Annotated in this window: 9 protein-coding genes; 7 read left to right on the forward strand and 2 right to left on the reverse strand. The window is 61.1% G+C overall.

Features of this window, described 5'->3' with window-relative positions:
• The first annotated feature begins 158 nt into the window (after window positions 1-158).
• The 5 genes from NKH03_RS26520 to NKH03_RS26540 are packed head-to-tail and all read left to right on the forward strand — an operon-like array spanning window position 159 to window position 4,836.
• On the forward strand, window positions 159-1,139 hold the full coding sequence (locus NKH03_RS26520; RefSeq protein ID WP_352971548.1) for an NUDIX hydrolase: 981 nt from the start codon (window positions 159-161) through the stop codon (window positions 1,137-1,139).
• A gap of 54 nt (window positions 1,140-1,193) precedes the next feature.
• Window positions 1,194-2,168: a quinolinate synthase NadA gene (gene nadA / locus NKH03_RS26525; RefSeq protein ID WP_352971550.1), complete on the forward strand. Its 975-nt coding sequence runs from the start codon at window positions 1,194-1,196 to the stop codon at window positions 2,166-2,168.
• On the forward strand, window positions 2,165-3,706 hold the full coding sequence (locus tag NKH03_RS26530) for an L-aspartate oxidase (RefSeq protein ID WP_352971552.1): 1,542 nt from the start codon (window positions 2,165-2,167) through the stop codon (window positions 3,704-3,706). The genes nadA and NKH03_RS26530 overlap by 4 nt, the downstream gene beginning before the upstream one ends.
• On the forward strand, window positions 3,706-4,587 hold the full coding sequence (nadC, locus tag NKH03_RS26535) for a carboxylating nicotinate-nucleotide diphosphorylase (protein WP_352971555.1): 882 nt from the start codon (window positions 3,706-3,708) through the stop codon (window positions 4,585-4,587). Before NKH03_RS26530 ends, nadC begins: the two co-directional genes overlap by 1 nt.
• A 48-nt stretch (window positions 4,588-4,635) precedes the next feature.
• Window positions 4,636-4,836: a hypothetical protein gene (locus tag NKH03_RS26540; RefSeq protein ID WP_023693535.1), complete on the forward strand. Its 201-nt coding sequence runs from the start codon at window positions 4,636-4,638 to the stop codon at window positions 4,834-4,836.
• Here the strand turns inward: NKH03_RS26540 and NKH03_RS26545 are convergent.
• Window positions 4,827-5,012, reverse strand: a complete 186-nt coding sequence (locus tag NKH03_RS26545; RefSeq protein ID WP_352971557.1) for a hypothetical protein — start codon at window positions 5,010-5,012, stop codon at window positions 4,827-4,829. The two genes, NKH03_RS26540 and NKH03_RS26545, sit on opposite strands and share 10 nt — an antisense overlap.
• A 197-nt stretch (window positions 5,013-5,209) precedes the next feature.
• Between NKH03_RS26545 and NKH03_RS26550 the strand changes: the two genes are divergently transcribed.
• Window positions 5,210-6,667 carry an NAD-dependent succinate-semialdehyde dehydrogenase gene (locus NKH03_RS26550; protein ID WP_352971559.1) on the forward strand — a complete coding sequence of 486 codons (1,458 nt, stop codon included), beginning with the start codon at window positions 5,210-5,212 and terminating at the stop codon, window positions 6,665-6,667.
• A gap of 151 nt (window positions 6,668-6,818) precedes the next feature.
• Here NKH03_RS26550 and NKH03_RS26555 read toward each other — a convergent pair whose 3' ends face one another.
• A complete protein-coding gene (locus NKH03_RS26555) occupies window positions 6,819-7,154 on the reverse strand; it encodes a hypothetical protein (RefSeq protein WP_352971561.1) in 336 nt (111 codons plus the stop codon).
• A gap of 333 nt (window positions 7,155-7,487) precedes the next feature.
• Here NKH03_RS26555 and NKH03_RS26560 point away from each other — a divergent pair.
• A partial coding sequence (locus NKH03_RS26560) for an MFS transporter (protein WP_352812492.1) occupies window positions 7,488-7,665 on the forward strand: 178 nt, incomplete at its 3' end.

Below are 7,665 nucleotides of genomic sequence, written 5' to 3' on the forward strand. Positions count from 1 at the left end.
CAGGTGCCGCGAACGTCGCTTCTGAAACATGCCGGGTGTAGACCGAAGGTCTAAGCCTTTCATAGAGCAGCCGAGTTGACAGGCGAAATGGCCTGTTACACGCTGGTTAAATCGATTAGGATGTTTCGCAGGGAAAACTCCGCCCAACCCAGGCAACCATGGACGATCGCCCAAAAGCAACACGCAACGGTAGGGCCGCCGCCAAGGCCAAAGAAGTCGAAGCGGAGCTGATTGCCGTTGTCGTGTCCGTCAATGACGGTGAACCAGCGGTCCTCACCATCGGGCAGGGGGATTGCCTGCCCTCGGGGCCGTTCGCGCTGGAGCATCGATCGCTGCAGTCAGGTCTTAGGGCGTGGGTCGAGCAGCAGACTGGTCATCCCCTCGGCTATATTGAGCAGCTCTATACGTTCGCTGATCGCGACCGCGCCGACGGGCGCCAGCAGCGCGTCATTTCCATCAGCTATCTCGCTTTGACCCGGAAGGAAGATGCCACCGGCGCATCGGCCTGCGCCTGGCGGAGCTGGTACGATTATTTTCCGTGGGAGGACCACCGCCTCGGAACACCGAAACTGATTGCGGATGTTCTGAAGCCGCGTCTGCTTGCCTGGGCGGCTGCAGTTGAGGAGGCTGCGATTGCCCGTGAACGACGGCGGCGGGCTGCCATTGCTTTCGCGTTCGAGGACCGACCCTGGAATGAAGAGTTGGCGCTCCAGCGCTATGAGCTGCTTTACGAGGCGGGTCTGGTGGCAGAGGCCACCCGCGACGAACGGTCGATCGCATCCGACTCAACAGCCGGGGCAACGATGGTTGCCGACCATCGCCGCATCCTGGCCACGGGCCTTGCGCGCCTGCGCTCGAAGATCAAATACCGGCCAGTCGTCTTCGAGCTGATGCCGCCGGTGTTTACGCTGCTGCAGCTGCAACGGACCGTGGAAGCCCTGGCAGGCCGGCTGATCAACAAGCCCAACTTTCGCCGGCTCATCGAGCAGCAAGAACTGGTCGAGGAGACTGGCGAGACGTCCCTGGATACGGGCGGCCGCCCGGCCAAGCTCTATCAGTTCCGCCATGCCGTGCTGGACGAAACTGCCGTGGCGGGGACAAAATTGCCTCTGGCCAGCCCGGGGTTGACACTCTTATAGTCAACCTAGATATATACCCCTTATAGTCGAATGGATTATAAACGGGAGGCGCCGGTGAGCGGGACGATACCTTCGGCCGCGTCCCTGTATCAGCGCGTCCAGCGCATCATCCCCCCAGTGGAATGGGCGGCTTTCAGCGATGACGTCGAGGCTATTCTCGAGCTCAAGCACGAGCGCCACGCCGTCATCCTGGCCCACAACTATCAAACACCCGAGATTTTCCACTGCGTCGCAGACATCGTCGGCGACAGCCTGGCGCTGGCCCGCAAGGCAATGACCGTCGATGCGGACATCATCGCGCTCGCCGGCGTGCATTTCATGGCTGAGACGGCGAAGCTCCTCAATCCGGACAAGGCGGTGCTCATTCCGGATCTTGGCGCCGGCTGCTCGTTGGCGGACTCGATCACGGCGGACGACGTGCGGCTGATGCGGCAACGCTACCCTGGCGTGCCGGTCGTGACCTACGTCAACACGTCCGCTGCCGTGAAGGCCGAGTCGGACATCTGCTGCACCTCCGGCAACGCGTTGGCTGTGGTGGAGTCGCTTGGCGTTGAGCGGGTGATCATGCTGCCCGATGAATACCTGGCCAGGAACATCGCGGCACAGACTTCGGTCGAGATCATCGCCTGGAACGGTCATTGCGAAGTGCATGAGCGCTTCACGCCAGCCGACATTCGCGAGCTGCGGGATGCCTACCCTGGCGTTACCGTGCTTGCCCATCCTGAATGCCCGCCGGAAGTTGTCGCGGTTGCCGATTTCGCCGGCTCGACTGCGGCGATGTGGGATTTCGTCGGACGGCACAAGCCTGCGCGCGTCGTGTTGATGACCGAATGCTCAATGAGCGACAACGTGGCCATCGAGCATCCCGACGTCGAGTTCGTGCGCCCCTGCAATCTCTGTCCGCATATGAAGCGTATCACGCTCGCCAACATTCGCACGGCGCTGCAAGAAACCCGCCACATCGTGACCATCGATGCTCGAGTGGTTGATGGTGCTCGGCGTGCGGTCGAGCGGATGCTTGCCGTATGACGCCAGACGTCGGCGACATCAGGGGAGCGCCCGTGATCATCGGCGCTGGCGTTGCCGGGCTGATGACCGCGCTTCATCTGGCGCCGCATCCCGTTTACCTTCTGTCCCCGACGCGGCTCGGGACCGAAACCTCCAGCACACTCGCGCAAGGCGGGCTGGCGGCAAGCCTCGGCGCTGACGACAGTCCAGACCTCCATCTTGCAGACACGCTTGCTGCAGGTGATGGCCTCTGCGACGAGAGTGTGGTCAGACGCGTTGCGAATGCGGCGGACCGAGCCATCGAGAATTTGATGGACTTGGGCGTCGCCTTCGACTGCTCGTGGGACGGGACACTGCGGCTCGGGCTCGAGGCAGCGCATTCCCGTCGCCGGATCGTCCATGCCGGGGGTGACTCTACGGGCCGCGAGCTTGTACGCGCGCTCATCATCGCTGCGAGGCGAACGCCTTCGATCACAATTCTGGAAGGCATGGAAGCCCGCCGGCTCATTGTGGAAAATGGTGCGGTCAGCGGCGTTGTGGCGGCAAAAGGTGGACAGGCGATTATATTTCCGACGCGCCGCGTGGTTCTTGCGAGCGGCGGTATCGGCGCCCTGTTCAGAGACACGACCAATCCGGCCGGCTCATTCGGGCACGGCCTGGCGCTCGCCGCATGCGCCGGTGCGGAACTCGCCGATCTGGAATTCATCCAGTTCCACCCGACGGCGCTCGACGTTTCGCATCGGCCTATGCCGTTGGTGAGCGAAGCGGTCCGCGGCGAAGGCGCAGTCCTGATCGACGAGTGCGGGCACCGCTTTCTATGCGATACGCCTGGCGGCGAGCTGGCATCGCGCGACGTCGTGGCACGGGCCGTATGGCAGCAGCTTGGCACCGGACATCGTGTTTACCTTGATGCCCGGCAGTCCCTCGGCCAGAAGTTCGCCAAGCGCTTCCCAGCTGTGACCCGGCATTGCCGGGACGCCGGAATCCATCCGGCAGTCGAGCCCATCCCGGTTCGCCCAGCGGCACATTATCACATGGGCGGCGTGGCCGTGGATGCCGCGGGCCGCAGCACGGTGTCGGGCTTGTGGGCTTGCGGTGAGGTTGCCTGCACCGGTCTGCACGGGGCGAACCGGCTTGCCAGCAACTCGCTGACCGAGGCCGTGACGACCTCGTTGTGGGTCGCGCAAAGCGTAGCTGCCGCTCCTGCAGGCTGGCAGTGGCCAAGGCTTGTCGCAACGGCACCCCCGCGGCCCGAGCCCTCCTCCGTTCGCCATGCGGTCTCTAATGGGCTCGGTGTTATACGGGACGGGCAAGCACTATCCGACACCGTGGAAACGCTGCTGCCGATCGCGGTTCGCAACACTGGCGCTTCCGATCCCGCCTTGATCGCGCTGATGATCGCCATTGCAGCGCTTCGACGCCAGGAAAGCCGCGGCTCGCATTGCAGGTCGGACTTCCCCACACGCAGGGCGCAGGCCCGGTCTTCGCGCTTGACCCTCGCCTCAGCAATGACGGTTGCGGCCGAACTTAGTCTGCGGCCCGCGGAACGGAGTGCCTGATGACGTCACCTCCACCCCTTCCCGGGATCGTGATCGAGCCGATCGTGCGTAGCGCTCTACTTGAGGATCTGGGCAAAGCCGGTGACCTTACCAGCGATGCGATTATACCCTTTGACTGCAAGGCCACCTTTGCGTTCAGAGCACGGCAGTCTGGCGTTGTTGCCGGTCTTGATCTGGTAGCCTACGCTTTCATGCTTGTTGATCCGTCGATCGACATAAATTTTGGACGTCTGGACGGCAGCAGGATCGCGGCGGGTGAGACCATTGCAAGGGTGAGTGGACCGGCGCGTGGAATGCTTGCGGCCGAGCGTACAGCGCTCAATTTTCTCTGCCATCTCAGCGGCATTGCGACGGCAACGGCCGAGATCGTCGAGGCGGTGCGCGGTCAGAAAGCACGGATCGTCTGCACGCGAAAGACGACGCCCGGCCTACGCGCGCTGGAAAAATACGCCGTGCGCGCCGGCGGCGGCGCCAACCACCGCTTCGGGCTGGATGATGCCGTGCTCATTAAGGACAATCACATTGCCATTGCCGGCGACATCCGCACGGCCATTGAGCGGGCGCGCGCCGCGGTCGGCCATGTGGTCAAGGTCGAGGTCGAGGTCGACACGCTCGACCAGCTCGAGATCGCGCTAGGCGCCGGGGTCGACGCCATCCTGCTGGACAATATGTCCGTCAAGCAACTGACCCGAGCGGTGGCAATGGTCGACGGCCGCGCGACCACCGAGGCCTCGGGTCGCATAACGCCGGCAACGGCACCAGCCGTAGCGGCAACCGGGGTCGACCTCATTTCTATTGGGTGGCTTACGCACAGCGCGCCAATCCTCGACATCGGCATGGACGTGCCTATCGAAGCATGCATCCAGAAGCATCTGAACTGAATAGAGCGCGCTCCATATAGGAGCAATCTGCGGAAGTGGGGACGTACGATGATCGACAAGGGATTGAGATCCGACCGGGCCAAGGCGCTTGCCTTCATCAGCGCAATGCTCAGCGAGCTGAATCAGATCGCGGGGTCTCACAGGCTGCAGTTCCTAGGATACCTTCTGGAGATGGCGTATATCGAGTCGTACGACATGGTCCGCAAAGAGCGCTCCCACCATCAAAGCAAGGCCATAGATCAGGGATAGCCCTGCTGAACTGAGCGCTGCGGCAGCTTCAAATCTGACCTCGGCACTTCTATTTCCGCAAAAAAGACGCGCAGTGCTCTAGCGCGTTCACGGGCGGTTGGACTGCAAAAACCAGTTGGAATATTTGACAGCGCGGCAGGATCACGATTTGCTCTCCAGTGCGCGAGCAACGACATGGATTCGATCTCCTTGTTTCGAGAAATGGTCGGACTGTTTCGCACAACTGACATCAGTTTCGGTTGAGTGGATTCGAGTGGGTCTAGTGGCCCCTCACTGAGGCCCTATGCGAAATCCTAGGCCAGCGGATAAACCAAAAAGTCGTGTGACACGCCAATTGCATCGAGGAGGATTCGCGTTGCCCTTGTACGAGCCAATGCTTCGCCATCTGAAATCGCGCGAGCTGTTCGGAGCCATTGACCGGGTGCCGGCTCTTGGCATGCTGGTAAGTGAGCAGACCTTCGAGGTATTAAACCCTTCGACCGGCGAAGTGCTGGCGGAGCTGCCCGACATGGGTGTCGAGGAGACGCGCGCCGCAATCGACAAAGCTCATGTGGCGCAACCTGAATGGGCCGCACTGACCGCGCGCGAGCGCAGCGACATCCTCTGGCGTTGGCACCAACTGATCGTCGACCACACTGACGATCTTGCAGCGATCCTCACTGCGGAGATGGGCAAGCCGCTAGCCGAAGCGAAGTCTGAGGTGGCGCATGCGGCCGCATATCTGCAATGGTACGCCGAAGAGGCCAACCGCATCTATGGTGAGACGATCTCGCCGCCCTCTACAGACCGTCGCATGCTGGTGATCAAACAGCCGATCGGCGTCGTTGGAACGATCACGCCCTGGAACTTCCCCGCCTCAATGGTTGCGCGCAAGATCTCGCCGGCTCTCGCTGCCGGCTGCACGATCGTGCTCAAACCGGCTGAACAGACGCCGCTGGTGGCGGGTGCAATGTTTGCTCTGGCCCACCTTGCCGGGTTTCCGGAAGGCGTCGTCAACCTGATCTATGCGTGCGAGGGTGATGCGGTCGGTCGCGAACTCTGCTTTAACCCCAAGGTCCGCAAGATCAGTTTCACCGGTTCGACCGAGGTCGGCCGGTTGCTCATGCGCCAGTGCTCGGACCAGATCAAGAAAGTCAGTCTCGAGTTGGGTGGCAATGCGCCTTTCATCGTCTTTGATGATGCGGACGTCGATGCTGCCGTCGACGGCGCGATCCAGGCCAAGTTTCGCAATGCCGGCCAGACCTGCGTTTCCGCCAACCGGCTTTACGTCCAGTCGGGCGTCCATGACGAATTCGTCGACAAATTCGTGGATCGTGTCCGCCAGCTTCCGGTCGGCGACGGCTTCGATCCAGGTGTCGCCATCAGTCCGCTGATCGACAGGCACGCACTGGCCAAGATCGAACTTCACATTGCCGATGCCTTGGCCAAAGGTGGCGCGATCCGATGTGGCGGCGGCCGCATCGGCAGCGACGGCACGTTTTTCCAGCCGACGGTCCTCAGCGGCGTCACAAGGGAAATGACCGTGGCGCAAGAGGAGACCTTTGGACCCTTGGCGCCGATCATTTGCTTTGACGATTCTGATCAAGTCGTGCGTGAGGCCAACGACACGATCTACGGCCTTGCCGCCTATTTCTATGCTTCAAACCTGAAGCGTGTCTGGCGTGTAGCGGAGGCCCTGGAATACGGCATGGTTGGGATCAACACGGGACGAATGTCCTCAGAAGCCGCGCCCTTCGGTGGCATAAAACAGTCCGGCATCGGGCGGGAAGGTTCCCGCCACGGCCTCGAAGACTATCTTGAAATGAAGTACCTCTGCATGGGCGGCATCTGAGGCAGCGGGCGGCGACTGCCGCGATGAAGGCCAGCGGTCGGCCGGACGCCACGGAATGGACCCACAGTTTTCATATTCGCGGAACAATCCACACCCAATCTGCCTCATAAAGGGCCCCGGTTTCCGTCTATTTTTTTGGCGTCGAATGTCGTCAATTGCCTTCGTCACTGTAGCGGAACGCGGCGCGATAGCCGGTTAGCAACAAGCTTTGGGCGTCATTTCTCTCTGGCGGAATCGACCCTTCCGACAAAAGCCTGACCTTTGCCAGTCTTCTACGGGCAAGCGTTCGCGCCAAAAGTTCAAAGCCGCGTCCGTAACATTCGACGATGAAAGCCAATGTCATCAGGTCGAGCAGAAACTCGTCGATCGCATGTGTGAGCGCATCAGACTTTTGTCCGAACTGAAGGAGCAGGGCGCGCGCGTCTTCGATCGCGGCCTGGCAATCGGGTGCATCTATCAGGGAACTGATCCTGTCAAAGATCTGCAAGCGTCCTCACTTTTCGGAAGCCACACTCAGCATCGAACGCCGCTGATGAGTGAGTTTCCAACAAAAGAACAGGGTAACGTTTCGCGAAAAGGCATCGCTCCGCAAAGTGCGCGTTGATGAAGCCTGGTGCGTTAGCGACAAGTGAATCCGACCTTGACAAGACATCTTCGAAGGCGAGTGAGCCGGCCCACGCCCGCGTGCCGCGACCCTCAATGCCGAGGAAACTGTGCTGCACTCGTCGGAGGCAACCAGTTCCTCTCTATTCTTCCCGCCGCCACGGTTCAGCCTAGATTACATGCGAAACGACAATAACGGAAAGCAAAGGTTCGCAAAATGAGTAGGGTGGCTGGATCAAACGAAGATTTGGCTGCACCAAGGACCTTTGGGCCACTTCTGCAGCCGACCTTTCGTTCGATCTGGCTCGCGACGCAGGTTTCAAGCCTCGGCTGGTTGATGCAGACTGTCGCCATCAGCTGGCTGATGGCAACGATCTCGACTTCCGATCTGATGG

It is taken from the genome of Mesorhizobium sp. M1406 (genome assembly GCF_040317555.1).
In the GTDB taxonomy this organism is placed as follows: domain Bacteria; phylum Pseudomonadota; class Alphaproteobacteria; order Rhizobiales; family Rhizobiaceae; genus Mesorhizobium.